The sequence below is a fragment of the Acuticoccus sediminis genome, assembly GCF_003258595.1.
GTDB lineage: Bacteria > Pseudomonadota > Alphaproteobacteria > Rhizobiales > Amorphaceae > Acuticoccus > Acuticoccus sediminis.
Window position 1 is genome coordinate 754528 of the sequence record NZ_QHHQ01000001.1, and the last position, 25104, is coordinate 779631.

At 71.8% G+C, this 25104-nt stretch carries 14 protein-coding genes; 10 read left to right on the top strand and 4 right to left on the bottom strand.

Translation table 11 applies throughout. From position 1 onward, the window contains the following. Positions 1-180 precede the first annotated feature (180 nt). Positions 181-3366, bottom strand: coding sequence for an AAA family ATPase (locus DLJ53_RS03305; RefSeq protein WP_162408821.1), 3186 nt, complete (start codon positions 3364-3366; stop codon positions 181-183). Positions 3367-3497: 131 nt separating this feature from the next. Between DLJ53_RS03305 and DLJ53_RS35470 the strand changes: the two genes are divergently transcribed. Both DLJ53_RS35470 and DLJ53_RS03315 read left to right on the top strand, forming a co-directional pair. After that, positions 3498-3872, top strand: coding sequence for a hypothetical protein (locus tag DLJ53_RS35470; RefSeq protein WP_146619874.1), 375 nt, complete (start codon positions 3498-3500; stop codon positions 3870-3872). A gap of 275 nt (positions 3873-4147) precedes the next feature. Then, the gene (locus DLJ53_RS03315; protein ID WP_244935026.1) at positions 4148-5500 is read left to right on the top strand and encodes a DUF1254 domain-containing protein; all 1353 of its coding nucleotides are present in this window, start codon (positions 4148-4150) and stop codon (positions 5498-5500) included. 165 nt (positions 5501-5665) lie between these two features. Here the strand turns inward: DLJ53_RS03315 and DLJ53_RS03320 are convergent, their stop codons facing one another. Continuing rightward, a complete protein-coding gene (locus DLJ53_RS03320) occupies positions 5666-6589 on the bottom strand; it encodes an AraC family transcriptional regulator (RefSeq protein ID WP_111342313.1) in 924 nt (307 codons plus the stop codon). Between the two features lie 81 nt (positions 6590-6670). Here DLJ53_RS03320 and DLJ53_RS03325 point away from each other — a divergent pair, with 81 nt between their 5' ends. Both DLJ53_RS03325 and DLJ53_RS03330 read left to right on the top strand, forming a co-directional pair. Next, positions 6671-7405, top strand: a complete 735-nt coding sequence (locus DLJ53_RS03325; protein ID WP_111342315.1) for an SDR family oxidoreductase — start codon at positions 6671-6673, stop codon at positions 7403-7405. 352 nt (positions 7406-7757) lie between these two features. After that, positions 7758-15989, top strand: coding sequence for an autotransporter outer membrane beta-barrel domain-containing protein (locus DLJ53_RS03330; protein WP_146619875.1), 8232 nt, complete (start codon positions 7758-7760; stop codon positions 15987-15989). A 78-nt stretch (positions 15990-16067) separates the two neighbouring features. On the opposite strand, the gene DLJ53_RS03335 is transcribed toward DLJ53_RS03330, so the two are convergent. Next, the gene (locus tag DLJ53_RS03335) at positions 16068-17333 is read right to left on the bottom strand and encodes an amidohydrolase/deacetylase family metallohydrolase (protein WP_111342319.1); all 1266 of its coding nucleotides are present in this window, start codon (positions 17331-17333) and stop codon (positions 16068-16070) included. Between the two features lie 284 nt (positions 17334-17617). On the opposite strand from DLJ53_RS03335, the gene DLJ53_RS03340 reads away from it, so the two are divergent. From DLJ53_RS03340 to DLJ53_RS03355, 4 genes are read left to right on the top strand one after another with little or no spacing between them, the layout of a single operon-like run. Beyond that, positions 17618-19990 (top strand): xanthine dehydrogenase family protein molybdopterin-binding subunit, encoded by a 2373-nt coding sequence (locus tag DLJ53_RS03340; RefSeq protein WP_111342321.1) that lies wholly within the window; start codon positions 17618-17620, stop codon positions 19988-19990. After that, entirely contained in the window at positions 19987-20817 is an 831-nt protein-coding gene (locus tag DLJ53_RS03345) for an FAD binding domain-containing protein (RefSeq protein ID WP_111342323.1), read from the top strand. Before DLJ53_RS03340 ends, DLJ53_RS03345 begins: the two co-directional genes overlap by 4 nt. Beyond that, positions 20814-21965, top strand: a complete 1152-nt coding sequence (locus DLJ53_RS03350; RefSeq protein WP_111342325.1) for a 2Fe-2S iron-sulfur cluster-binding protein — start codon at positions 20814-20816, stop codon at positions 21963-21965. Before DLJ53_RS03345 ends, DLJ53_RS03350 begins: the two co-directional genes overlap by 4 nt. 37 nt (positions 21966-22002) lie before the next feature. Then, positions 22003-22551, top strand: coding sequence for a MarR family winged helix-turn-helix transcriptional regulator (locus tag DLJ53_RS03355; protein WP_202912979.1), 549 nt, complete (start codon positions 22003-22005; stop codon positions 22549-22551). 14 nt (positions 22552-22565) lie between these two features. Here the strand turns inward: DLJ53_RS03355 and DLJ53_RS03360 are convergent, their stop codons facing one another. Next, positions 22566-22922: a Rieske (2Fe-2S) protein gene (locus DLJ53_RS03360; RefSeq protein WP_162408825.1), complete on the bottom strand. Its 357-nt coding sequence runs from the start codon at positions 22920-22922 to the stop codon at positions 22566-22568. 108 nt (positions 22923-23030) lie between these two features. Between DLJ53_RS03360 and DLJ53_RS03365 the strand changes: the two genes are divergently transcribed. Then, positions 23031-24131, top strand: coding sequence for an oxamate carbamoyltransferase subunit AllG family protein (locus DLJ53_RS03365; protein WP_111342329.1), 1101 nt, complete (start codon positions 23031-23033; stop codon positions 24129-24131). A gap of 122 nt (positions 24132-24253) precedes the next feature. Then, positions 24254-24934 (top strand): GntR family transcriptional regulator, encoded by a 681-nt coding sequence (locus DLJ53_RS03370; protein ID WP_202912980.1) that lies wholly within the window; start codon positions 24254-24256, stop codon positions 24932-24934. The last annotated feature ends 170 nt before the right edge of the window (positions 24935-25104 follow it).

The following is a 25104-nucleotide window of genomic DNA, read 5'->3' on the forward strand; positions in this document are numbered from 1 at the left end:
AGCTCTGATTCTCCAGTGCTTCGCACCGTATCAGCGTTCGGCGCGAAATCCATTCCCAGTCCAGTTGCCGACATCTCACAGGCGACGAGTGTGTCCGCCACGCCGAAGACTGGAAAATTCTCGCGTATGAACGGAATCCGTTCCTTCTAACGTCGCCGCTTGGAATGTGTTCGGCCCGGATCAGTCGTAGCCGGGAGGGGCCGCGAAGGGACGAGTAGTGGACATGCTTGCCTGCGTGCGGGCGATCCAGAGCGCCGCGCCCTGTTCGCGCGCAAGCGCCGTCGCTGACCGGAAGTCGCCGGTCGAGGTTTCGGGCGTCGGCGCGAGCGTCCCGCGGATCCTGTGGAGCTCAGGCTCGATCCAGCGGAGCCCATGCCTCCCGACTTGGACGAACGCCTCGTAGAGCTCGCGAAGACCGGCTTGCGGCCGCCCCGCGAGAGCCTCGCTCTCCGCGAGCAATCCGAGAAAATAGGGCACCCACATGACCGCGCCCGTCGCGGAATAGTTCGCCAGACCACGCCTGATTTCGGCTGCGCCGTCCTCGGCCATTCCCTGGCGGGCGAGCGCCCAGCCGCGGATGACGGTGCCGGTCGCCGCATAGAGCGGGTAGCCGTGCTCCAACGACACGCGGGTCGTGCGCTCCGCCTCGAGCCGGGCGGCGTCCGGATCGTCGAGAAGCTGAAGGAAGATGCAGTTCCAGGCGTGTGCCACCGCCGTCGTCGTCGCGCTGGCGACCGCCGAGACGTAGCCGGGGATCCTCTCGAAATGGGCCAGGGCGCTATCGCGGTTGCCGAGGATCAGCTCGAGCTGCGTCAGCCAGCACGTCGACATGACGCGGGAATCGATCGCGTACACGACCGCAGAGTCCCGATCACGATCCGGGTCGTAGAGCGACAGGACGCGTTCGAATTCGGCGCGGCTCTCGACGAAGCGGCCCATTTGCGACAGGGCCGATCCGATCATGCGATGGCCGGTGATCTGGGCCGGCACGTCGCCGGTGGCCTCGCCGCGGCTCACGAGCTCGAGGGCGACGGCATGCGCCCGGTCGAGATCGCCGCGCTGGAAGTGGAACACGGACAGGCCGTAGAGCACGGGATAGAGTTCGCCCGCCTCCCCGAGCGAAAGGCAAAGTTCCTGCGCGCGCGCATACGCGGCGCCTGTCTCCGGCGCGGCGAATCCCAGGGTCGCCAGGGAGGCCTGCCCGCGCGCTCTCTGCAAGCGGAGTTCGCGTCGAAGCGTCCCGGGTTCCGCCGGAAGTCCGGCGACGGCGGCAAGACCCTTGTCGATCTGCACCGCCGCCTCCTTCATGGCAAACCGCGCGAGTGCGCGCTCGGCAGCGCGCTGCCAGCCGTCCACTGCCCGACACAGGTCGCCGGCCGCCGCGTGATGCTCGGCGAGCAGCCCCGGCTCCGCCTCGGCCAGCTGCGGGAAGCGCTCCTCGATCGCGAGGGCGATCCGGTGGTGGACCTCCTGGCGGTGCACCTTGAGCAGGCTCTCGTGCGCGGCGTCCCGAACGAGGGCGTGCTTGAAGGTGTAGCGGGCCTCGGGCGGCGTCCCCGTGCGGAAGACGAGTTCGGCGGCCACGAGGCGATCGAGCGCGGCCGCGAGCTCGTCGTCCGGCAGCGGCGACACGGCGGCGAGAAGCGGCCAGGCAAATTCACGTCCGATGCAGGCCGCCGTCTGCGCCACCTCGCGGATGTCCGGAAGACGGTCGAGGCGCGCCATGAGCGACGCCTGGAGCGATGCCGGCACCGTACCGGGCAAACCGGCAATGCCAGCTTCCAGCACGGCCTTCGTGAGTTCCTCCACGAAGAGCGGCACGCCGTCGGTGCGGGCGATGATTTCCGACCGCACCGCCTCAGGCAGCGCACGCCTGCCCCTGAGCCGCGCCACGATCGCGCCCGAAGCCGCCCGGCCGAGGCGGTCGAGAGACAGCTGCGTGAGGGGAGCGCCGCGTCCGAGCGTCGGCTGGTTGTCGGGACGGCTCGTGAGGAGCACGAGGATCGGCTGGTCGCCGACCCGCTCCAGTATTTCGGCCAGGAATTCCAGCGTCGTCGGATCGATCCAGTGGACGTCCTCTACGACGAGGAGCAGAGCCCCGGCGCGCGCGAGGCCAACCACCTGATCGACAAGGAGGGCCAGCGTGCGTGCCCGCCTCGGAGCGGCGCCGAGACCGGCGACGGCCGGCGGCGCCGGGCCTCCCGCACCCACCAGATCCGCCACGAGGGCCACCGCAAGATCAGCGTCCCCCGTCACGTCGCCGAACAGGCGGGCGAGCTTTCCGCGCTTCGCCTCTGCGTCGTCCGACGGCGCTATCCCGGCCGCCCGCAGGATGTGCTGAACGACCGGCCAGAGTTCGATCCCCTGATGAAGCGGGGAGCACTGGTAGCGCAGGCAGACAGGCTTCTCGTTCGCCAGTGCGTCGTAAACGGCCTGGATCAGCCGCGATTTCCCGATGCCAGCCTCGCCGACGACGAGGACCGCCTGGCCCTCGCCGCCGCGGGCGCGTTTCCACCGGTCCATCACGAGGGCGAGCTCCTGATCGCGGCCCACCATGGGGGGCGGCACGCCCGGGTGCAGGACCTCGAAGCGCGTCTCGCAGTCTCGTGCGCCGATCACGTGATGCGCGGCGATCGGATCCGCGAAGCCCTTCAGGAAAAGCGGGCCGCACGGTCGGGTCCGGAACATCTCGCCGACGAGAGAGCGGGTCGCGTCGGCGATGACGACGCCTCCAGGCCCTGCCACCTCCTGCAACCGCGCCGCGAGGTTCGGCGTCTCGCCGAAGACGGTCTCCTCCTGAGCCGCGCCCTCGCCGATGAGGTCGCCCACCACGACGAGTCCGCTCGCGATGCCGACGCGCGCCGAGAGCGGCGCCTCGCCCTGAAACGACAGATTGGCAACGGCGGCGGTCGTCGCGAGACCGGCCCGCACGGCCCGCTCGCCGGCGGCCTCCTCCGCACGGGGCCAGCCGAAATAGGCAAGCACTCCATCGCCCATGAACTTGGCGACATGACCGCCGCCCCGCTCCACCGTCGCCCGGACGGTGTCATGGTAGGCCCTGAGCAGCCGCCGGAGATCCTCCGGGTCGAGACGGCGCGACAGTTCCGTCGAGCCCGCGAGATCGACGAACATCACGGTGAGGTGCCGGCGCTCGGCGATGCGCGCGCCCGGAAGAGACGCGTTCGCGCTCCGGAGTTCGGCGAGCGCCGCGAGGAGTCGCTTTCTATGACCGAGCGAGGTGATGCCGATTTCGCGCAAGTCTTCGGACGTCAGCGCGGAAAGGAGCGCAGCATCGACGTCGTTGTCCCGGAACGCTGCCTCGTAACGTCCAAGACCCAAGCTCCGCAGCCAAGACCCGATGTCCATCGGAGACTCCGGCAGGTGCATTTTTCAGCGGCACCAGGGAGTGGACGCCAGTTCGTCGTCACCGTCAAGCCGACCGGAGGGGACTGCGCGACGGCGGCCGCGTCACGACGGTATCGAGGCGTGCTGTTCTGGTGGTCGCCCCCAAGGTGTCCCGAAGCGGCTCGTCTCCATTTTCGAAGATGACGACAGGGCCCATGGAGAATTCCAATGGCCCGGCTGCCTCGGTGGAGGAATATCGGTCGGTCATCAACGACAGCCGGGCCGGCATGGAGGTCTTCGGCGGGGTGATCATCGGCGCCGGTCACGTGACGTTCCGCCTGCCCGCGCAGGAGCTTGGCGCTCTCCACGGCATCACCGACCGGACGGCGATCGGCAAGACAGTGCCGCTCATGTCCGTCATGGCCGATCACGCGCCGGCGGCGAGACGGCGGATGACCGGGACCTCACGGGCGGGGATCCATGCCGGTCCGCGGCGTCCTCGTCGCCCTGGGCCTTCACGGCCATAGTCGCGCCGCGCCTTTACGGTGCGAGGGGGCCACTCTACGATCAGTTGAGGCCCCAAGACGTCGTGACGGTCGAATGGCGGGCGAAGAGCGCCCACCGGACCCGCCGACGGAACCCCGACCGCTCAGGATGCCGCACGGCACCTGCGCCCAACGGAGGCACCGAAATGAACCGACATGCCATCCGCATCGCCACCGCGGTCGTGTCCACGGCGCTGGCCGGCGGCTCGACCGCCTATGCCCAGCAGGCCCCGGCGCCGGCGTTTGCGGACCTCGCGATGCCGTCCGCCGACGTGATACCGTCGGAAGCCTACATCCGCAGCGTCGCCCGCAGCGCCTACGTCTGGGGCTGGCCGATGATGAACATGCTGAACCGGCGCGCGCGGATCACGCAGGCTCCGCACCCTGGACTGCTCGGAGGCGTGCTGCCGGCCGCACCACGCGGGCAGATCGCCATGCTGCACGACTATATCGCCCCGAACCAGCGCTTCATCGCCTGCCCGAACCAGGACGTCGTGTACGGTCTCGGCTTTTTCGACCTCGACACCGAGCCGGTGGTCATCCAGGCACCGGACTTCGGCGACCGCTTCTGGGTCTATGCCCTCTACGACCAGCGGACCGACCAGTACGGCGAGCTCGGCAAGCCCTATGGCTCGGAGCCTGGCTTCTACCTGCTCGTGGGGCCGAACTGGCAGGGCGAGATTCCGGACGGCATCAGCGGCGTCATGCACTCGCCGACGTCGCTCGCCAACGCCATCCCTCGCATCTTCCAGAACGACACGGACGAGGATCGCGCCGCGATCCAGCCGCTGATCAACCAGGTCGTCGCCTATCCACTCTCCGAATTCACCGGAGAAATGAAGTCCATCGACTGGGCGACCGCGCCCGACATCGAGAACCCGGAACAGGGCGGTAATGCCGAGACGCGCTGGGTGGTGCCGGACAAGTTCTTCGACCAGTTCACCGAGGTGCTCGCGATGGTCCCGCCACTGCCGGGCGAAGAGGCGATGTACGCCCAGTTCCAATGGTTGATGGATGTCGTCGCGGCGGACCCCGCGCTGAAGGCCGCGATCGTCGACGAGGCGGGAAAGGCCGAGGCGGAGATCATCACGCCCTTCCTGCAGTGGAAGCACAACGGCAAGCCGGCCGGCAAGGGCTGGAACCGTTCGGTCAACAACGCGCAGTGGGGTGTCGACTACTACGACCGGACGGGCACCGCGCGGTCGAACATGTTCGATAACCGGCCGAACGAGACCCAGTATTTCTATACGGACAACGACGCGGCCGGCGGCGTGCTCGACGGCTCGAAGGCCTATGCCATCACCTTCGCGGCCGGCGAGGAGCCTCCCGTCAACGGCTTCTGGTCGATGACGCTCTACAACAAGGAACACTTCTTCCACCCGAACGAGCTGAACCGCTATTCGCTCGGCACCAAGAACACGACGCTGACGCGCAACGCCGACGGCTCGCTGACGCTCTACGCCGGCGCCACGTCGCCGGGGGGCGAGAAGGAGGCGAACTGGCTGCCCGCGCCGGACGGGGCGTTCTCCCTCTACATCCGCGCGTACTGGGGCAAGGAGGCCATCCTCGACGGGACCTGGCAGCCCCCGACGATCGAGCTCGTGGAGTAGGCCGGAACCCGACGGGCGGGACGGGTCGGCCGCACCCCGGCCGGGCCGCGAAGCTCCACCGCCGGCTACACCGTCAAGAACCGGCCGATCGCAATGCGCCCGCGCGGGAAACGCCGCCCGGTGAACCGGCGACCGCTGGCGCCCCGCCTTCGGGGCGAGGCTGCATCATCCGTCGGTCGTGGCCCTCGGAGACGCACCGAAGGTACGCCGGAAGGCCTGGCTGAACGCGCTCTGGGACGAATAGCCGGCCTCTCGCGCAACACTGGCGACGCTCGCGTCGCCGCGCAGCAGGGCCGCGCGGGCCATCGTGAGGCGCCATGCCCGCAGGTACGCAAGGGGCGGCTGGCCGATGCGGCGAGTAAACTCGGCGGAGAAGGCCGCGCGCGACATGCCGGCGACACCCGCGAGCCGGGCCACGGTCCACGGCCCGGCAACGTCGTCATGCATGGCGCCGAGCGCGCGTCCGAGGCGCGGGTCGAGGAGGGCGCCGAGCCAGCCCATTCCGGTTTGACCGGCCTCGCCGGCATAGGCCCGGATCGCCTCCACCACGAGGACGTCCGCCAGCCGGGCGCTTACGATCTCGCCGCCGATCGTGTCCCGCTCGATCTCGCTCGTCATGAGCGTGAGGACGGCGGCGATCGCCCCGGACCCGGACGACGTTCGTGGGATAAGCATGAAATCGGGCAGCATCCTGAGCAGAAAGTCCGCGTTCGCGTCCGCGAAGGTCACCGTTCCGCCGATCCCGACCGTATCGTCGCCACCGACGCGGGCGACATCGGCGCCGGGGCCCTCGTAGAGGCTGCGGCCGTCCACTGGGGCGAGGTCCGGTTCGCTGGCGACGGCATAGTCCGTGCGGCCGAGGAGGCAGACGTCACCTGCGCTCATGAAGGTCGGCGCGTATCCGGGGCGCAGCATCCACTGACTGCCGCGCAGGACGGCGACGAACTTCAGCCGATCGACGGCGGGAAACGAAAACGCCCACTCGCCGCCCGCTTCGAGGCGCGTACGCCGCGTGACCCGGGCGCCGAGGACGCCGAGCACATCGGAGAGAGGATCTCGGCCGGTTTTGGACGAACGCGACAATTCCATGGACCGACTCTCATAGAGGATCTTGGGGCCGCCGCCTATTTCCTTCGCCACGCACATGGATCGCCAGCGGAGGGACGCACGATGGGCATCGAGGGAACGGTTGTCGCGATCACGGGCGCGAGCAGCGGTATCGGCAGGGCGACGGCGAAGCTGCTGGCGGAAAAGGGCGCTTTCGTGGTCCTCGGCGCCCGGCGCGAGGAACCGCTCGTCCAGGTCGCCGACGAGATTGCCGCCGCCGGCGGCAAGGCCGCCTGGATGGTGACGGACGTGCGCCGCCGGGGCGACCTCGTGGCGCTCGTGGCGCTCGCGCTCGAGCGCGCCGGCGGGCTCGACGCCATCGTCAACAATGCCGGTATCGGCCCCATCTCCCGGCTCGATGCGCTGCGCGTCGAGGACTGGGACGCGATGATCGACGTCAATCTGCGGGGAACCCTCTATGGCATCGCCGCCGCCTTGCCGGTGTTCGCCCGCCAGGGCCGTGGGCATGTCGTCAATGTCATCTCGACGGCGGGCATCAGGATCGTGCCGACGATGGGCGTCTACGCCGCCACGAAGAACGCGGTGCGCACGGTGACGGAGGCCCTGCGGCAGGAGGCAGGTCCGAACCTGCGCGTGACGGAGGTCTCGCCGGGGATGATCGCCACAAACTTCGGCTCGTCCATTACCGACCAGCCGACGAAGGCGATGATCGAAGAGAGGTCGGGGCAGATCGCGATCGCGCCCGAAGCGATCGCCCGGGGCATCCTGTTCGCGCTGGAGCAGCCCGGCGACGTCGACGTCGGCAGCATCGTCATTCGTCCCACCGCGCAGGACTGAGCCCGCGAGCGGAACATCCCGACAAAGAGGCGGCGTGGTCGCTCCTCGCCGATGCCGTCGAAGACGGCGGATCGTCCGCTGGGATCCCGCAAGGCGGAAGAATCACTCCGGAAGACGGGAGCGAAGCCGCTTTGCACGATCGACGGGATCCGGCCGCCTTCCGGGGCGTGGACCCATGCCATGACGTGGCCGCTTCACCGGCCGTGCCCTGACCTCGAAGTGGCGAAAGTGTGGCAGTTTGATCACCCTCATCAGAGATTGTCATCGACGGCTGCAACCGGTGCTTGCCAGTATGACGGGAACATTTCAACGCTTTCGCAAACACTAATGGTTGTGGGAGCGGGCGGTTCCGATGGGCGCATTGACGGGGGTGGCGGCGTCGCCCCGGTGGCCGGATGTGCCGGCGTGGATCGTGGGTCGTCGCTTCCGCTCGGCTCTCCTTGCATCCGTTGCCACGGTCGGCTGCTTCGCCGCGGCACCCCTCCACGCGCAGGACTGCCGGACGAGCACCGTCCAGGGTCTTCGGACCGAGTCCTGCTCCGGGAACCTTTCCGGCGGCGTCAACCGTCTGACGAACACGGTGGATCGGCTGAACATCGTCGGCCTCGACGGAACCGTCACGCCCCGCGCCCCGGCGCAGCCGACGTTCGGGGTACGCGGAGGCGGGCCGAAGCGCCTTCTGGTGGAGGGCAGTGGCCGCGCCGTCATCGGCTCGGGCACCGGCTCCGCCCTTGAGGCGTCCTCCGTTGGCTTCAACGGCGCAGCCGGGTGGGAACGCGTCGGACAGGCCCCGCCCGGCTTCCAGGGCGGAGATGCCGGTGCGGCGAGGATCGACCTCTTCGGTGGCGTCTCGGTTCACCCGGCCGAGACCGGCTTCCTCGCCCAGAGCCTCGGCGGCGCAGGCGGGCGGGGCGGAGGATCGAGGGGCACCTTCGAGGCGAACCGCCCCGGGGCCGGCGGGCCGGGCGGCAACGGCGGCACCGTGCTCGTCGACATTGCCCGGGGAACGCATGGGGCCGGCGCGGCGGACGGTCCGATCGTCCATGCGCTCAGCCGGGGAGGCGCCGGCGGCGCCGGAGGCGAGGCGAGGGGGCCGGTGGCCGTGTTCGGCGCGTCCGGCGGACGCGGCGGCGCTGCCGCCGCGAGCGGCGTCATGATCTCGAACGCCGAGGTCCTCGCCGGGGAGCCCGCCGGTCTCGTTCTGGTTGAGAGCCTCGGTGGCGACGGCGGAGCCGGAACCAGCGTGATCACCGGCAGCCTCCCGTCGCGGCGGCTCGGCGGGGACGGCGGCGCGGGCGGGGCGGCGGGCGCCGCGAGCTTCATCATGTCGTCCGGCCGTCTCGGCGCGCCCGGCGTCACGGGCGGATCCCTCGTAGAGGCGGTCTCGCGCGGCGGCACCGGCGGCGCCGGCGGCTACTCGCTGGGCGACGCGGGAAGCCGCACGGGCGCCGGCGGGTCCGGCGGCAGCGGCGGCGCGGCCGACATCCGGCTCGACGCGGTGGTGGTGGGCGGCGGAGTGCCGTCCGCCCTGACGCTCAACCGGGGATCCGTCATCCTCGCCCAGTCGCGAGGAGGAGACGGCGGAGTCTCCGGTCTCGCCAACAATCTCACGGGCGTCGCGCGAGGCAACGTCGGCGGTGGCGGCGGCGCGGCCGGCGCAGCGCGGATCGTCCTCGACGGTGTGACCATCCGGGCGGCCGGCGTCGCGCCGAACAACCAGACATTCGGCGTGCTTGCCGGTTCGGTCGGCGGCAACGCCGGACGGGCGGCGAGTTCCAGCGACGGGCGCGGCGACAGCGGCGGCGTCGGGGGCGCCGGATCCCTCGCGCGCGTCGAAATGGTGAACGCGACCGTCGAGCTGGAGCGGGTGCTGACCGTCATCGAGGCTTCGAGCGTCGGACAGGACGGCGGTGCGGGCGGCGTCGCGCGGGCGCTGACCAACCTCGCGACCGGCGGTGCCGGCGGCCACGGCGGGGCCGGTGGAACGGCCGAGCTTTTCCTTTCGGGTGGCACCGTCACCCTCGGCGACCGGGGACGGGCGGCCGTCCGTGCCACCAGCAGCGGCGGCAGCGGCGGACGCGGCGGGAACGCCAGCAACGGCATCGTCCTGAGCGCGCCGACGACTGGCGGGGACGGTGGCGCGGGCGGCCATGGCGGTGAGGTGGTGCTGGAACTCCTCGACGGGATCAGCGTCGCCGCCGCTGATGCGGTCGGCGTCGATGCCCTCAGCATGGGCGGTCGCGGCGGCGACGGCGGCGTCGCCTCGGCGGTGATCGTGGGCGGGGCGACGGCCGGTCGCGGCGGTGCGGGCGGGGCCGGTGGCGCGGTCGCCGTCACGCTCGACGGGACCGTCGCGACGTCAGGCGGTGACGCCGGGCGGCCCGCCTTCGGTATCTCGGCGCGCAGCCTCGGCGGCGCCGGCGGACCGGGCGCGCTGGCGCGGACCCTATTCGGCGGCGCAACGGGCGGCGCGGGCGGCGGCAGCGGGCCGGGAGGCGCGGTGAACGTCGGCACGACGGGCACCGTCACGACGGGCGGCGCGGGCGCGCACGCCATCTTCGCCCAGTCGATCGGCGGCTTTTCCGGCAACGCCAGCAGCGGAAGCGGCTTCGTCGGCTTCGGCGCGAGCGGCGAGAGCGCGGGGGACGGCGGCGCCGTGACGGTGGCGCTCGCCGGCCCCGACGCCCACCTCGCCACTGACGGGCGCGATGCGGCCGGCATCTACGCCCAGTCGGTCGGCGGCGGCGGCGGGCTCGCCGGAGCGGGCAGTGGCGTGGTCGCTGTCGGCGGAACCGGCTCGTCGGGTGGATCCGGGGGCGCGGTCCTCGCGACCTTCTCCGGAGGCGGTGTGGAGACGGCTGGGGCCGACTCCGCGGCCGTCTTCCTCCAGTCGATCGGCGGTGGCGGCGGCGACGGATCACGGGCCACCGGGTACGGCAGCCTCATCGGCATCTCCGTCGGAGGCGCCGGTGGTCGAGGCGGCGACGGCGGCGCGGCCCGGGTCTCCGACTCCGGGCGTGGCGCCGCGGCGCTCGTCACGCAGGGAGAGCTCTCGCGCGGTCTCGCGGTGCAGTCGGTCGGTGGCGGCGGTGGTGACGGCGGCAACGCCATCACGGGGGCCGGCGTCAACGTGGTGAATGCCGCGATCGCCCTCGGCGGGCGGGGCGGCCAGGGCGGAGCGGGCGGCAGCGTGACCGTCAACACGGCAGCGACCGTGTCGACCGCGGGGACGCTCGCGACCGGCGTGGAGCTCCTCTCCATCGGGGGTGGCGGCGGAACGTCCGGCACGACGGTCGCGGCCTCCGGGCTGACCTTGCTCAACGTCGGCGTGGCGCTCGGCGGCGCAGGCGGCGGCGGGGGCGACGGCGGCCGCGTGGACGCGACCTTGCGCGGCGGCGTCGTCACCCGGGGCGACGGCGCGACGGCCATCAGCGCGCAGTCAGTCGGCGGCGGCGGCGGGCGGTCGGGCGACGTCTTCAACGCGACCGGCCTCAACGCCTACTCCGTCGCCGTAACGCTCGGCGGGGCCGGCGGACGCGGCGGTTCCGGCGGTCACGTGACGCTCCGCAGCGACGGCGGTGTCGCGACCACCGGCAGCGACGCGACGGGCCTCGAAGCGCTCAGCATCGGCGGCGGCGGTGGCTCCTCCGGCCTTACCGTAACGGCGGACGCCGCCTCCCTCCAGTCTGCGGCGGTCACCATCGGCGGCTCGGGGGGCGTCGCCGGGCGGGGCGGGGTCGTCGACGTCATCGCGGGCGGTCTGGTCGCGACGGAAGGGTCGGGCGCGCGCGGCATCCTCGCCTCATCCATCGGCGGCGGAGGCGGCGTCAGCAACGCGACGGTCGCGGGCACCGGCGTCGCGCTCCTCGGCAATGTCGGCGTTGCCGTCGGCGGCTCGGGCGGGGCAGGGGGCGAGGCCGGCGCGGTCAGCGTCTCGGCGCGCCGCGACGTGACGACGCTCGGGAGCAACGCGGGTGCCATCGTCGCCAGCAGCATCGGCGGCGGCGGCGGCTCGGCGGGTATGACGGTTGCGGGGACGGCCCAGAGTCCGGTCGCCGCGAACGTCACCGTCGGCGGCGCGGGGGGCGGCGGCGCGGCGGCGGGCGCCGTCACGGTCGTCGCCTCGGGAACGGTGTCGACCGCCGGACACAACAGTGCCGGCATCAGCGCCATGTCGGTCGGCGGCGGTGGCGGCGACACCGGCATGACGATGTCGGGCTCCGGCATTACCGGCGCATCGATCCCCGTTACCGTCGGTCAGGACGCGGGGCGCGGCGGGACGGCGGGCGACGTGTCGGTCACCACGCGCTCGGTCTTCACCCTCGGGCGCAACAGCCCGGGGATCCTCGCGTCGAGCACCGGTGGCGGCGGCGGGTCGGCCGGGTCGGTCGTCAGCGTCCCGCTCCTCCAGCTCGCCACCGTCCCGGTCGCGGTCGGCGGCGCCGGCGGCGCCGGCGGCACGGCCGGAAACGTCGCGGCGCGGCTCGACAGCGGACGGGTCGCGACGGCCAATTCCTTCAGCCCGGGCATCGTCGCCCAGTCGATCGGCGGCAACGGCGGAACCGGCGGCAGCGCCCTGCAGGGGAGCATCAGCGCCAGCCCGGCCCCGAACATTCCGTCCGGCGTCGTCGCCGTCGTCGTCGGGGGCGCCGGTGGCGCGGGTGGCGAGGGCGGCCGGGTCAACGTGATCTCGCTTGGCGCGGTGCAGACGGCGGGCCTTCTGTCGCCGGGCCTCATCGCCCAGTCGATCGGCGGCAATGGCGGCATCGGCGGGTCGGTCACGACCGGCAACATCAGCTTCACCGGCGGCACGTCCGGCCAGGTCGGCGTCACGGTGGGCGGCACCGGCGGGGCCGGCGCGAAGGCCGCCGGGGTCGTCGTCAACAGCCGGCAGCCGATCGTGACGGCAGGCGACCTGTCGGAGGGCGTCATTGCCCAGTCGATCGGCGGAAACGGCGGCATCGGCGGTGCCGTGGCGAGCCTCAATGGCGGCTTCCGCAACGGGTCGTCCATCGGCCTTCAGGTGAACGTGGGCGGCGCGGGCGGCCGCGGCGCCGTCGGCAGCCGCGTCGATGTGACGAACCGCGCCGCGATCCGCACGACCGGCAAGGAATCGCGGGGCATCCACGCCCAGTCGATCGGCGGCGGCGGCGGTATCGGCGGCGCGGCGTCGAGCTTCGCGCTCGACCTCAACCAGCTCCTCGGTATCTGGGAGGAGGTGCGGCCGGCGACCGGCGGGTCCGACGCCTCGGGCAGCGCCGAGTTCTCGCTCGACGCGCGCGTGAATGTCGGCGGGACGGGCGGGGCCGGCGGAAATGCCGGCGCCGTGCTCGTGCAGAACGAGGGGGCCGGCATCATCACGGCGGGCGTCGGCGCGCAGGCGATCGTCGCGACCAGCATCGGCGGCGGCGGCGGCGCGGGCGGCACGGCCTCGCACGACAGCTTCGAGGTGCCGGAGCTCTGCGAGATCGGCGGCATGGTCCTCGGCGGTGGCAAGGACCTCCTCTGCGGCATCCGGACCGTCAAGAAGATCATCGACGGCACGTTCGAGTTCGAGCCGGAATTCGACGTCACCGTGAACGTGGGCGGCGCCGGCGGGGTCGCCGGCAATGGCGGCACGGCGGGGGTGCGCAACAGCGCGCCCCTCACCACCAGCGGCGACGTCGCGCACGGCATCTTCGCCCAGTCGATCGGCGGCGGCGGCGGCCACGGCGGCAACGGCGCGGCCGAGCAGAGCCTCCTCGAGAGCATCGACGAGGGCGTCGCCGAATTCTGGGAAGTCGTCCAGGACGGCTACATCGCGACCGCGACGAAGGAAGGCATTCTCGGGCTCAGCGTCGACGCGCCGACGTTCGATCTCCTCAAGGTGCTGAACGAGTTCGAAATCGGCATCGGCGGGCGGGGCGGCGCCTCCGGCGACGGCGGTGACGTCACCGTGTGGAACAGCGGTGCGATCACGACGACCGGCGACCAGGCCCACGCCATCTACGCCCAGTCCATCGGCGGCGGCGGCGGCACCGGCGGCATGGGTGTCAACGGGACCATCGGCGTCTTCAACGTGGGCGGCATGGGTTCGGGCGGCGGCACCGGCGGCGCGGTCACGATCGAGACGAGCGGCGCCATCCGCACGACCGGCCTCGGCAGCGCCGGCATCTTCGCCCAGTCGGTCGGCGGCGGCGGCGGCGTCGCGGGCGACGTCGGCGGGGTCTGGGCGGTCACCTACGAGAACAAGGACACACTGTTCCGCTCGGAGCTCCTGTTCGGGGACTACAGGCCCGGCGGCGGCGGCGACGGCGGCGCCATCGACATCGTCTCGACCGGGCGCATCACGACCGGGGGAGACCTTGCCCACGGCATCATCGCCCAGTCGATCGGCGGCAGCGGCGGCATGGCCGGGGACGACGACGACCCGACAACCGTCATTCTGACCACCGCCCCGACGGTCTTCGCCTCCAGCCGCGGCGACCGGGGGCGCGGCGGCGACATCCGGGTCGAGGCCACCGGCGGCATCGTCACGACGGGCGCGGACGCGAGCGGCATTGTCGCCCAGTCCCAGAACGGGGCGGCCAGCCGGTCGGGCAACGTCTCGATCACCACGGGCGACATCTCCATCCGCGGCGCGGGCGGGCGTGCCATCTTCGCCATGTCGGGGGTCGAGACCGGAGGGGTCGGAAGCTTCCCTTCGCCGGAGACCAGAAGGGACGGCAGCGTCACGATCGGGGTCGTCGCGGGGGCGACGGTCGAGACGGCGGATTCGGCCGAGACCATTCTCATCCTCGGTGGGGACGAGAGCGGCAAGGTCGCCAACCGCGTCACGAACCTCGGCACGATCGTCAACCATTCCCGCAAGGCCGGCCGCTACGTGATCCGGACGGACGGCGAGGCGGACCTCGTGATCGACAACAGGGGGACGATCGCGGGGGCTATCAGGATCGGCGGCGGCGAGCCGTTCGTGGCCCGGCGCGGCAGCGCACGCCGGGCCGCCCCGGGTGCGGCGACCGGCGGGCGGTCGGCCATACTCCTCAACAGCGGCCTGGTCTCCCTCGGCGGCGTCGCCGATCTGGGTTCCGCAGGCCGCCTGCGCAACACCGGTCTCGTCACGGTCGGCACCGGCGAGGGGATCGCCCCCCGCGCCCGCGTCGTCGGCGACTTCGTGCAGGGCGCGTCCGGCGTCCTCGAAATCGACGCCTCGCTGGCGGACGGGCGGGCCGAAGTCCTCACCGTCGACGGCGAGATCACGCTCGACGGGCAGCTCGCCATCGTTCCGCAGGGTCTCCTGCCATACGAGGGCGAGACGCGAAACATCGTCGTGATGCGCGGCGAGGTGCTGTCCAACGCGGCGGAGGTCATCGATACCGCCGCCATCGACTACGAGGCCCGCACCGTCGATGGCGGGCCGGGGCGCGACCGGGTCGTCCTCTCCTACACGGTGGACTTCACCCCGCTCGACGGGGACGGTCCGGCGGGCGAGGAGATGGAAGTCTACGGCAAGTACATCAACAGCCTCGTCGCGGCGCGGCGGTCGGCGATTGCCCGCGGCAGCGATGACTTCGCCTTCGTCGACGATCTCGTCTTCCGCATCCTGACCGAGCCCGACGCCGCCGCACTCGCCGCCAACTACGATCGTGCGGTGCCGCACGCGGAGTTCGCCGTGACCGAGACGGCCGTGCTCGGCGGCGTCGCCTTCGCCAATCAGCTGATGTCCTGTCCGGCCTTCGTCGACGGGCTCGCCGTCTACGCGGATGAGGGGTCCTGTGGCTGGGCGAGCCTCGGCGGACAGGCGGCTACCCGCGACGGTTCGGCCGACCGGGACGGCTACGACGAGACCACGTTCGGCTTCAGCGCGGGCTTCCAGGCCGAGGTCGCCGACGACTGGTTCCTCGGTGGCGCGGTGTCGGTGACGCGCAGCTGGCTCGACGGGGCCCATGACATGGACGGAGCCGGGACCCGCGCGGCCCTCGGCCTCGTCGCGAAACGGGAGGTCGGCGCGAGCATCTTCTCCGCGGCGGTGTCCGGCGGCCACGCCTGGTACGACACGTCCCGGCCGGTGCCCCTGCCGGGCGGGGGGACGGCCCGGGACGATGCGGACATCACCGGATGGTGGATCGCCGCCAACGCGCGGGCGGCGCACCGCTTCGACGTCGGTGGCGGCATGTTCCTGACGCCGACGGTGGACGTCGGTGTCCAGCACTGGCACCAGAACGCCTACAGCGAGTCCGGCGCGGGGCCGTTCGGCCTGTCGGTCGGCGCCATCGAGGAGACGGCCGTCACGTTCAACCCGTTCCTCGAGGCGGGGGCCGGGTTCGCGCTTCCGGGCGGAACGGGTGAACTGAAGCTGCGCGCGGGCGTGCTCGCCTTCCTCGGGAACGACACGTACGAGACGACGCTGCGCTACGCCGGCCAGAACGGCGCGGGGCCGTCGTTCAAGGTGGACGAAAAGGTCGATCCGGTGTTCGCCGACCTCGGCGTGGCCCTTTCGGCCCAGGTCGGGGAGAGCGTGACCCTCTCACTCGGCGCCAACGCCCTCCTGTCGGACGACTATCGCAGCCTTTCCGCCCGCGCGGGCCTCGATATCGCCTTCTGAGGGAACCGCGACGACGGCCAGCCGCGGGCTGTCGTCGCTTTCGTCGCCGGGGTGGGCCGGGGGCTCCGGCCTGCCGGTTTACGCCGCGACTGCGTCAGGGATCAGCGGGGACTTCGCGTCGAAGCGCTCGCCGCCCTTGAGGCACATCACGGGGCGCACGAGCTTGTCCGAGATCGCCTCGACGCCCGAGTTGTCGAACAGCTTGAAGCGGCCGTCGAGGATCTCGATGACGCTGACGTCCGCCTCGCGCCCGACCGCGAGGGTGCCGTGCTCGTCTTCCTTGCCGATCATGATGGCGGGGTTCTTCGTGACCGTCGCGACGACCTCTTCCAGCGTCATGCCGAGCATCATCAGCTCGGTCATCGCGACGGTGAGGTTGAAGGGGGCGATGCCGAAGAACGGGTTCTCCTCACGCTCCTCCTGGCCCATGCCGGGCTGCGGAACGCGCACGTTGTAGCCGTGAAGGTCGGCGCCGAGGGTGAAGGGCTTCACGCCCGAGTCGATCACCTTCTTTGCGACCGCGAACGAGAAGTGCGAACCATGCCCGACGTCCACGCGCACGCCGCGCTTGACCGCCTCGAACACGATCGGGTGCACCTCCCCCTCCTCGGAGACGAAGCCGCCCGGATGGCGGGTGAACGGGTGGGCCAGCACGTCGCCCTCGTCCATGATGGGGACGAGCTCGCGGATCAGCTCGTCCGCGTCCGGCACCGGGCCTTCCTCGGCGGTGGACCAGAGCTGGCCGAGGTGGATGTAGAGCGGCACGCCCACCTCGCGCGCGATCTGCTTGCCGACCTTGATGACCTCGAGGCCCCAGCGCGACTGGCCGCCGATCTCGGCGTGGGCCTTGATGCCGCGCACCATGTCGAGGTTTTCCTTGGCGACACGGATGGTGTGCTCGGCGTTGACGCCGTTGGGGCCGTAGAGGTCGGGGTAGAGGTGCCCCTCGAGCCCGCCAACGAGGTAGCACGAGATGAAGCAGTAGAGGCGCGTCTTCGCCAGCTTGGCGGTGTGGTTGCGGAAGCCGCCGATGGTCATGCAGCTCGGCCCGCCCTGGTCGACGAGGGTGGTGACCGCCGACTGCACGCCCACGAGATCCGGGTTGAGGCCGAACTTGCCGGTCACGTGCTCGTAGACATGGGCGTGGGTGTCGATCATGCCCGGCAGGACGATCTTGCCGGTCACGTCGATCACGTCCTTCGCGGCGCTGGCGGGAAGATCCGGCTCGATGGCGGCGATGCGGCCGTCCTTGACCGCGACGTCGAAGAGTCCGTTGCGCTCGGCCGCCGGGTCGATGACCGTGCCCCCCTTGAGGATGGTGTCGTACTGGCTGGCGTCGCTCATGGCACGGGCGTCCCTTGATGGTGTCTGGGCTGAGGTTCGAACCGGCCGGTCACGGGATGTCGCGCGTCATGGGCCGGAGCGGCATCGCCGAAGGATAGGTTTCCGCAAGTTCAGTGTACAGATGTTCATTGCACTGACGATTGCGCATATGCGCGCCAGGCCGCGCATATTTAGCAGGCATTCCGGCGCATTCTGATGTCATGATCGTCCCTGGCCGTCCGGTTCGTCCGTGCAATGCACATGGCACGGCGCTTGCTGGAACGGCCAGCCATGGAGACTTTCGCATGACCGACGGGACACCCGCCTCCGGCGCCCCTGCGCGGGGCGTGGGGGCGCGCCTCACCCGCTTCGAGGACGATCGCTATCTGCGCGGACGCGGGCGCTTCGTCGGCGACATCAAGCTGCCGGGGATGCTGGAGATGGCCTTCGTGCGGGCGCCGGTCGCCCACGCGCGCGTCGTCGCGGCCCGCAAGCCGGCGGGGCTGGCCTTCCTGGGAGGCGACCTCACCGGCTGCTCGGGGATCCGTGCCGATTCGGGGCTCAAGGGGTTCCGGTCCTCGATCCAGCCCATCCTCGCGACCGACAAGGTCCGCCATGTCGGCGAGCTCGTCGCGGCCTGCTTGGCGCCGACCCGCGCCGAGGCGGAGGACCTCGCCGAACTGGTCGAGGTCGACTACGAGGAGCTTCCCGCGGTCGTCGACATGCGCCGGGCCGCCGATCCCGACATGCCGCTCCTGCACGACGGATGGGAGGAGAACACCTTCCTCGAAACGTCCGTCGACATCGGCTTCGACGACGCGGTGAAGGGCGCCGCCGCCGTTGTCACGCGCACCTACAGCACCGCGCGGCAGTGCATGTCGCCGATGGAGGGCCGCGGCTGCATCGCGCACTACGACGAGATGAGCGGCCAGATCGTCCTCACCACGTCGACGCAGATGCCGCACATCGTGCGCACCGGGATCGCCGAGTGCCTCGGGATCGACCAGGCGCGGGTGCGCGTCATCCCGCCGGACGTCGGCGGCGGCTTCGGCTACAAGGGCGTTCTCCTCGCCGAGGAGGTGTGCGCGGCCTGGCTCGCGATGACGCTGCGCCGCCCGGTGCGCTGGCTGGAGGACCGGCGTGAGCAGTTCTCCGTCGGCGCCAACTGCCGCGAGCATCATTACGAGATCACCGGCTACGCCGCGGCCGACGGCACGCTGCTGGGCGTGGACTGCGACGCGATCGTCGATTCGGGCGCCTACTCGATCTATCCGTTCTCGGCCTGCCTGGAAGCGGCGCAGGTGGCGAGCATCCTCCCCGGCCCCTACCGGATGAAGGGCTATCGCTGCCACACGAAGTCGGCGGCCACGAACAAGCCTCCCATCCTGCCGTTCCGCGGCGTCGCGCGTACGGGCGTCTGCTACGCGATGGAGCTTATCATCGACGCGCTCGCCGAGGAGCTCGGCATGGAACCCTCCGCGGTGCGGGCGAAGAACCTCGTCCCGCCCGAGGAGATGCCGTTCACGAACATCACGAACAAGTACTTCGACAGCGGCGACTACCCCGAGGCGCTGCGCCGCGCCGTCGCCGCCATCGACCTGCCCGCCATCCGCGAGACGCAGGCCGCCGAGCGCGCGGCGGGCGCGCCGACCCGCACCGGCGTCGGCGTCTCGATCTTCTGCGAGCAGGGGGCGCACGGCACGTCCGTCTACCACGGGTGGGGCATCCCGATGGTGCCGGGTTACGAGCAGGCGATGGTCCGCCTCACGCCCGACGGCGGGCTCGAGGTGCGCGTCGGCGTGCAGAGCCACGGCCAGAGCCTCGAGACCACGCTCGCGCAGATCGTGTTCGAGGAGATCGGCATCGACCCCGCGCTGGTGAAGGTCGTCCACGGCGACACGGCGCTGACGCCGTACTCGACCGGCACATGGGGCTCGCGCTGCGCCGTCATGGCCGGCGGCGCGGTCGGCGCGGCGTGCGAGAAGCTCGGCGAGCGCATACGGGCGATCGCCGGCCACCTCCTGCAGGCCGAGCCCGATACGGTCACGCTGGCGGACGGGTACGCGCGCGGGCCGTCGGGCGAGGTCTCCCTCGCCGAGGTCGCCCGCACCTGGTACCTCGCGCCGCAGAACCTGCCGGCCGACGTCGACCGGGGCGGGCTGGAGCTCACCGAAGGCTATCGTCCCGCGCCCGACACCGGCACATTCTCCTACGCCTGCCACGCGGTGCGGCTGACGGTGGATCTCGACACGGGCGCCATCGCGCTCGGCGACTACGTGATCGTCGAGGACGCCGGGCGGATGATCAATCCGATGGTGGTGGATGGTCAGGTGCTCGGCGGTGCGGCACAGGGTATCGGCACCGCGCTCTACGAGGAGATGCCGTTCGACGCCGACGGCCAGCCGATGGCGGCCACCTTCGCCGACTACCACCTCCCCGGCGCCGTCGAGGTGCCCGCGATCCGGATCGACCACATGGAGACGCTCTCCCCCCTCTCGCGGTTCGGCCAGAAGGGGATCGGCGAGTCCGGCGCGATCGGCCCGCCGGCGGCCATCGCCAACGCCGTCAACGACGCGCTGCGCCCGTTCGGGGCCCGCACCGCCTCGCTGCCGATCACGCCCGACAAGGTGCTCGATGCGCTGGGCCATGCGGCCGCGCGCAAGGACGTCGCCGCATGAAGGCCGCAGCCTACGACCTCGCCACGCCCGCAGACCTCGCCGGCGCCCTAGCCGCGCTCGGCGGCGAGGCGCGGCCCGTCACCGGCGCGCAGTCCCTCGGCCCGATGCTGAACCTGCGCCTGGCGCGACCGGCGGCGCTCGTCGACCTCGCGCGGGTGCCCGAGCTCCGGACCGCCGACGACGCCGGGGACCACGTGCGCTACGGCGCCGCCGTCACGCACGCCGAGATCGAGGACGGCGAGGTGCCGGACGCGACGCCGGGCTGGATGGCCCGCATCGCGCGTGGGATCGCCTATCGCGCCGTGCGCAATCGCGGCACCGTCGGCGGGAGCCTCGCCCACGCCGATCCGGCGGCCGACTGGCTCGTCACGCTGACCGCGCTCGGCGGCTCGGTCGTGCTCTCCGGGGCGGGGGGCGAACGGACCGTGCCGCTGGACGGGTTCGCGACGGCCCCCTTCACGACGGTGCTGGAGCCGGGGGAGATCATCTCGGCGGTCATCGTGCCGAAGCCGCGGCCGGGCGCCCGCTGGGGGTACTTCAAGGCGCAGCGCAAGGCCGGTGACTTCGCCAAGGCGAGCGCCGCGCTGCTGGTCGACGGGGAGGCGGGGGTGACCCGCCTCGTCGTCGGGGCCATCGAGCGGCCGCCGCTGGTCGTTCCCGACCCGGCCTCCCTCCTCGAAGGCCGCGTGACGCCGGCCGACGCGCTGGCCGCGCTGCTGCCGGACCGCGAGCCTCTCTCGCTGCGGCTTCACGCCGCCGCCATCGCGCGCGCCATCGCCGCCGCCACCCACACGGCGGCGTCCGCCGAACCGAGCCCTGCCCGATGACCACGATTGCCCTGACCCTCAACGGCCGTGCGGCGGAAGCCGACGTCAGCCCGCGCACCCACCTTGCCGACTTCGTGCGCGAGGCGGAGGGCCTGACCGGGACGCACCTCGGCTGCGAGCACGGCGTGTGCGGCGCGTGCACGCTCTACGTCGACGGCCGCCCGGTGCGCAGCTGCCTCACCTCCGCCGCGAGCTGCGACGCGACCGACGTGCGGACGATCGAAGGTTTTGACGACGACCCGCTGATGGCCCGTCTGCGCGCCGCATTCTCGGCCCATCACGCCCTGCAGTGCGGCTTCTGCACGCCGGGCATGCTGGCGACGGCCTACGACATCGTGCGCCGCCTGCCCGATGCCGACGCCACCCGCATCCGCGAGGAGCTTGCCGGCAACCTGTGCCGCTGCACCGGCTATCGGGGCATCGTGGAGGCGATCGAGGCCGTCATCGCGGAAGGGCCGCACATGGCCGCCGTGATGCCGCTGCCCCGGCGGGTGCCGCAGGCACGGGCGGTCCCGCTCGCGGGCGCCGCGCCGGCGGTCAGGGACGCGCCGGCCGCCTCGCCGGACAATGCGCCGCACGCGGACGCCGTGCTGCCGGAGCACATTCGCGGCGGCGAGACGCTGCGGCGCGAGATCCCGCTCGACCATCCGCCGGAGGCGGTGTGGCGCCGGCTCACCGTGATCGAGGACGTGGTCGCCTGCCTTCCGGGCGCGCGCATCGAAACGCGCGAGGGCGATCGCTTCGCGGGTGCCTTCACCCTCTCGATCGGGCCGATGCGACCGACCTTCCGTGGCACCGCCGCGGTGTCCTACGATGAGGCCGCGCACAGTGGCGAGGTCCGCGGTGCGGGCGGCGACCCGAAGAGCGGCAGCCGGGGCGAGGGCATCATGCGGTTCACGGTCGTCCCGCGCGGTGACGGGGCCTCCACGATGGACGTGGCGATCACGTACCGGATCAGCGGTCCGCTGGCGCGATTTGGCCGGCCCGCTGCGCTTGCGGGAGTGGTCGACGCACTGCTCGCCCGGTTCGCGGAGAATTTCACCGCGATGATCGAGGGCCGCGACGAGGACGTGCGCTCCGACGCGAGCGCGTTCGCGCTGTTCGTGGCAATGGTTCGGCGCTGGGTGTCGGGCGCGCGGGGAGGGTGATGAGCGTGATGGGACGGAACGAGCGGGAGGCGAGCCGTTGAGCCAGCGCATTGAAGCGGCGGTGGAGGCCGCCGGGGCACCGGATCCCGGCGTTTGCGGGCCTGAGCGCAACGCGATTCCGGCGACGGCGGCGACAACCGCGATCGCCGAGCGGCCGGGCTTCCTGATCCGCCGCCTCCACCAGATCCACGTCGCGATCTTCGCCGAGGAGTGCCACGGCGAGGTGATCACGCCGGTGCAGTATTCGGTCATGTCGGCCGTGGCCGAATGCAAGGATGCGGACCAGACGGTGCTGGCCCACGCCGTGGGCCTCGACCGCACCAACATGGCCGCCGTTCTCGACCGCCTCGCCAAGCGCGGCCTGATCCGCCGCCGCGTGGCGCCGCGCGACCGGCGCATGAAGCTCGCCAGCGTCACGCCCGCGGGGGAGGCGCTGATGAAGCGCGTCGCCGAGGCGGTGGACCGGGCTCATGCGCGCACCGTCGAGGCGCTGCCGGAGGATGAGCGCGCGGCCTTCATCGCCGCGCTCAAGACGCTGGTGCGGGCCAACAACGCGCTCGGCCGCGCGCCGCTGAAGATGGGCTGATGGGCGGCGCCGCCTCAGCCGGCACCCCCGGTGAAATCCCAAACCGCCTTCTGCCCCATCGGCGGATTGCGCCGCACCGCGGCGAGGTCGATCTCGACCCGCTCGCCGGCGATGCGCGCGGGGTAGAGCTTCAGGTCCGCCACCTTCCAGCCCCGCGACGGCGCGCCGGTTCGAAGGTCGAAGCTCGCGAGGTGGCGGGGGCAGACGAGGCGGCAGCCTTCCAGCCGCGCCTTGCCGAGGTCCGCCCGTTCGTGCGGGCAGGAGCCCTGGGCGGCGTGGACACCGCCGTCCGTCCGGACGAGCACGAGGTCGTAGCCGTCGATCTTGATGCGCTGGATGGACGGGCCGGGGGTGTCGCCGACAGTCGCCACCGGGCGCCAGTCTTCGCTTTCGTCACTTGTTGATGTCATCCTATAACCGTACGAGATAAGCTGCCAGTGTCAATCGCGAATACATCGGTATCTGCCGAAACTCTCAAGGTGTGGCCGCGTCTTCTGCGCGTCGAGTCGCTGCGCGACTTTGCAAACCTTCCCGAACGCACGCTGCTGCATGCCGGCCCGCCCTTCGCCGCGCCGGAACACGCGCCCGCGCCCATCCTGCAGTCGGCCGCTCTCGTGGCGGTGGCGGAGAGGATGGCGGCGGACGTCGCCTCCGCCCGCGCGGCGCTGGTAGCGGGTGACATCGCTCTCGCCCCGGCGCAGGACTACGGCGTGGTCGTCCCGCTCGCCTTCATCGCCGGGCCGTCCGTTCCGGGCCTCGTCGTGGGGGACGCGGGCGCCGGCGGGGATGCCGTCGAGCGCTTCTCGCCGCTCAACGACGGGCCGCCCCCCGCGGCGCTTCGCTTCGGGACCGGCTCCGCAGACGGCCTCTCCCACCTCGCGGCGATGGGTGACGTCGTGGCGCCCGCGCTGAGATCCGCCCTCGCGGCGCCGATCGACGTCGTGCCGCTGATGGCGGCCGGCCTCGCGGGCGGCGACGACCTCCACGGCCGCGTCGCGTCGGCCCAGTCCGCCATGCGCGAGGCGCTGCCACCCCTCGGGGCCGAGGCGGAAGTCTATCTCGACGCGGCGGGGCAGTTCGTCCTCAACCTCCTGATGGCGGCCGCCGCGGTGATTCTCGCGCGGGCCGGGGAGCAGGGCGGGGCCGACATGGTGATCGCCGCCGGCGGCAACGGCGTCGACTTCGGCTACAAGACCGCCGCCGCACCGGACCGCTGGGTGACCCGGCCCGCCACGATCCCGGAAGGGCCGCGCTTCGGGCCGGACAAGCATGAGACGCTGCCGGCGATCGGCGACAGCGCCGTGCTGGACGTGGCCGGCTTCGGGGCGGCGGCGCTGCGCTTCTCGCCCGAGCTGGTCACCGCCTACCGCGGCCTCGCCGATCCGGCCTACGAGACCGCCAGCGCCCACGCTCCCTTCCGCTTCGCGCACCCGGACCTGCCGTTCGAAGGACTGGCGCTGGGGCTCGACCTGGCGCGAATCGCGGACGCACCCGTGCTCGGCGTCCAGCTCGCGGCGCTCGACGCGCACGGCGAGAAGGGCATCATCGGGCGCGGGATCGCGCCGTGGCCGCGCGGTTGACCCTCGCCGGGCTGGCGTCTGGCGGGCTTCACCGCTAGACCCCACAGGCTGCGCGCGAAGGCAAGGTCAGACGAGTGCCGAGACCCGACTATGGCAGAAGCCGCACGCCCCGATACGTTCAGGTGGCGGCGGCGATCCGGCGACGGATCGACGAGGCAACGTGGCGGCCGGGCGAGAAGATTCCGCCACTGCCGGTGCTGCAGGACGAGTTCGCGGTCGCCCGCGTCACGATCCGCCAGGCGGTCGAGATGCTGGAGGGGGAGGGGCTTCTGCGCCGGGTGCAGGGGGCCGGCACGTTCGTCGCCGCCTCGCTGCCGGACAAGCGCTTCCTCAAGCTCGACCTCGACTGGTCCCGGATTCCGTCCGAGATCGGCGCCAGTGTGCCGCATTTCCTGTCGATCGAGCACGACGTGGTCCCGCCCGAGCGCGTCCTGCGCGGCCTCGTGCCCGCGGGAGCCTACCGCTTCTTCGAAAGCCGGCAGGCGCGCGAGGGGGCGCCGTTCTCCTACGCGCGGGCCTACGTGGTGGAGGACGTGGCCGCGCGGGCGCCCGAGCGTTTCGCCCGCGAGCCCGCCCTCTACGTGATCGCGACCCTGCCGGAGCTCGCCATCGGCTCGGCGCGGCAGTCCTTCGTCATCGGCGCGGCGGACGAGGCGATCGCCGGGCACCTCATGACGGGGATCGGCTCGCCGACGGCGGAGGCCCACATCACCATAGCGGACCCGGACGGGCGCCTCCTCTACGTGGCCGACGTCGTCTACCGCGGGGACTGTGTCCGGCTCGACGTCGATCTGCTGCGCTAGCGTCCTATTCCTGCACAAAAAGCGCGCGCTCCGAGGCCCCCGCGGTGACGAATTCGTATGCGGGCGGGGCAAAATGTGCATGCCATATGGGCAGTACTGTTGAATTTATAAACTTTCAATCGCATCCCGCCCCGTCTAATTTCAAATGGTCCTATATTTAGGATGAAAGT